Genomic DNA, 2,525 nt, shown 5'->3' on the forward strand with positions numbered 1-2,525 from the left:
AAAGTGCAGAAATTACCCCAGGAGAAACCATGAATCCTCGTCGTCTTCCCTAAAAATTAAGTAGCTGGTTATAATTAAATTAAAAATGGATTTTAGGTTCGATCCCCCCTGCCCCCCTTGATAAGGGGGGTGCCGATAGGCGGGGGGATCTCCCCTTAATAAGGGGGCATCTGATAATTTTTAACGCCTACCTACTTAATGATCATTGATTAGGTAATATTGCTTGATTTTTTGATCACTTTTCTAGTAATATATATGCTGAAGACCCGATTACTCAATTAACCTAATTATCTACTCCCATGTTAACAAAAATTATTCTCGGGTTACTTTGGTTAGGCTTCGGATTATACGCTTTTTTACTAGCACCCCCTGATCAACCAGATACAGTGAATTTAATTATCGATCTTTCCACTGGGAAATGGCAAGATATCAACCCGTTAATTATCGCTCTTTTTAACCTGATGGGAGTTTGGCCACTTATCTACACTAGCCTTTTAATTATCGATGGTCGTGACCAAAAAATCATCGCGTGGCCCTTTACTTTTGCCTCCTTTGCCGTGGGTGCTTTCGCTATTTTACCCTATCTAACTCTCCGTCAACCCAACAGCAATTTTACCGGTAAAAAAAATCTGGTCATTAAACTTTTAGACTCACCTTGGTTGGGAGTAATTGCCCTAATTACTGCGGCAATTTTAATCGCTTACGGATTAATTAACGGCAATTGGTCTGATTTTTGGCATCAGTGGCAAACTAGCCGTTTTATTCATGTTATGAGTTTAGATTTCTGTCTTTTAACCGTATTATGTCCAATTTTGCTGCAAGATGATCTAACCCGACGGGGGTTAAAAAATCCTTTCCTGTTGCCGGTAATTTCCCTATTGCCTCTAATCGGTCCGGCAATTTATTTAATTATTCGTCCTCGCTTAGGGGAGAATTAAGGGTAAATTGTCTTGAGCAAACTTAACTATTTCTTGACAAGAGAAGTTCATATTTAACAAAAATTATGCTGAGGTTCCCCTAAAATACGAGTCAAGAGATTAATGTCCAGATTAGAAGGAGTGTTTAACCTTGTTAGAGAGTCAAAAACCACCTCGGATTTACTGCTTTCAAGCTGATTATCTTGCCTCCCAACAATTTAACCCCCAAGAGATTCCCGCTTGGTTATCCTTAGAAGTAAACTGGCAGGGTTATAGAATTCATACCCTACCCTGGGTAGCAGACGTAGCTAGGGTATTAGGATTATTAGCGATCGAAGATACCCCCCAAGGGTGGCAAGATTATTTAGAAAGCTTGGGATTAGCCAAAATTAGGTTAATGGACAGCGAGGAGTTTTTTGAGGATAAATCTTTATCGGGATGTTAGAAATGCCCTATAATTGGCAATTTAGTGATGATTCTACCAGTGAATTTATGCCCTATAAACTACTCTTCGTCTGTTTAGGAAATATCTGTCGTTCTCCCGCTGCCGAGAATATCATGACTTATCTGATTGAACAAGAAGGATTAGGTAATAAAATCCTCTGTGATTCTGCGGGGACTGCCGGTTATCATATCGGTTCTCCTCCCGATTCTCGCATGAATACGGCGGCCAAAAAACGCGGTATTCCTCTGCAAGGGACAGCCAGACAATTTACCCGCGAAGATTTCGAGAATTTTGATCTAATCTTAGCCATGGATAAAGCCAATTATCAAGATATTTTATCCCTAGATCGGACAGGAAAATATCAAGAAAAGGTCAAGTTAATGTGTGACTATGCTCGTTATCACCCAGAAAAAGAAGTTCCCGATCCCTACTACGGTGGTCGTGAAGGTTTTGACCGCGTAATCGAGCTACTTTTAGACTCCTGTGGCAGTCTTTTGGAGGAAGTAAAAAACAAAATTTAAGTTTTTTCTTTCAGCTAATCGATTAATCTATGTTCGAGGGAAAAACGAACCAATTCAGCCCGATTGTTAGTATTGGTTTTTCTGAGTAAACTGCTAACATATTTCTCGATCGTGCGAGAACTAAGATGCAGTTTTTGCCCAATTTCACTGTTAGAAAGTCCCCGGGCTAAATGTTCTAACACTTCCCGCTCGCGATTAGTTAACTTAAAATCGTCCTGTAAAGAAGAAGTTAAAACATCCCTAGTTTTGGGGCTTTCTTCTGGTTTTAATTTCTGATATTGACGTTCGCTTTGCACCATTTGCGCTCGCTCTAAAAGATTGCGAATAACCGCTTTTAATTCCTCCATCTCAAAAGGTTTAGGAAGATAGATATCACAACCCACTTGATAACCGCGAATTCTTTCCTCCGTTGACCCTCTTTCGGTTAAAAAGATTACCGGTAATAACCTAAATTCTGGCTGTTGCCGCACCTTAGTCACCAAAGAATAACCGTCCAAACGGGGCATTTTGATATCCGATACCAAAAGATGGGGATGATAGGTATCCAATAAATTCAAAGCTTCCAAACCATTACTCGCCGCCACCACACTATAACCTGCTAATTCTAAATAATCTTTGACCGCTAGGCGGATACCGGGGTCA

General features: G+C 40.2%; 4 protein-coding genes. 3 read left to right on the top strand and 1 reads right to left on the bottom strand.

The window, feature by feature from the left end; genetic code table 11:
* The first annotated feature begins 299 nt into the window (after nucleotides 1-299).
* From PX484_RS09175 to PX484_RS09185, 3 genes are all read left to right on the top strand, one after another.
* On the top strand, nucleotides 300-938 hold the full coding sequence (locus PX484_RS09175) for a DUF2834 domain-containing protein (protein WP_287765427.1): 639 nt from the start codon (nucleotides 300-302) through the stop codon (nucleotides 936-938).
* 130 nt (nucleotides 939-1,068) lie between these two features.
* On the top strand, nucleotides 1,069-1,362 hold the full coding sequence (locus PX484_RS09180; protein WP_002733401.1) for a hypothetical protein: 294 nt from the start codon (nucleotides 1,069-1,071) through the stop codon (nucleotides 1,360-1,362).
* A gap of 2 nt (nucleotides 1,363-1,364) precedes the next feature.
* Nucleotides 1,365-1,883, top strand: a complete 519-nt coding sequence (locus tag PX484_RS09185; RefSeq protein WP_287765474.1) for a low molecular weight protein-tyrosine-phosphatase — start codon at nucleotides 1,365-1,367, stop codon at nucleotides 1,881-1,883.
* 14 nt (nucleotides 1,884-1,897) lie between these two features.
* Here PX484_RS09185 and PX484_RS09190 read toward each other — a convergent pair.
* On the bottom strand, nucleotides 1,898-2,525 hold a 628-nt coding region (locus PX484_RS09190; protein WP_288103565.1), incomplete at its 5' end, for a response regulator transcription factor.

Origin of the sequence: Microcystis sp. M49636_WE2, from assembly GCF_030065375.1 — a bacterium.
Taxonomy (GTDB): domain Bacteria; phylum Cyanobacteriota; class Cyanobacteriia; order Cyanobacteriales; family Microcystaceae; genus Microcystis; species Microcystis aeruginosa_C.

What these genes read in the sequence shown, in the direction of transcription:
- PX484_RS09175 (WP_287765427.1), top strand. Translation starts at nt 300, where the DNA reads ATGTTAACAAAAATTATTCTCGGGTTACTTTGGTTAGGCTTCGGATTA.
- PX484_RS09185 (WP_287765474.1), top strand. Translation starts at nt 1,365, where the DNA reads ATGCCCTATAATTGGCAATTTAGTGATGATTCTACCAGTGAATTTATG.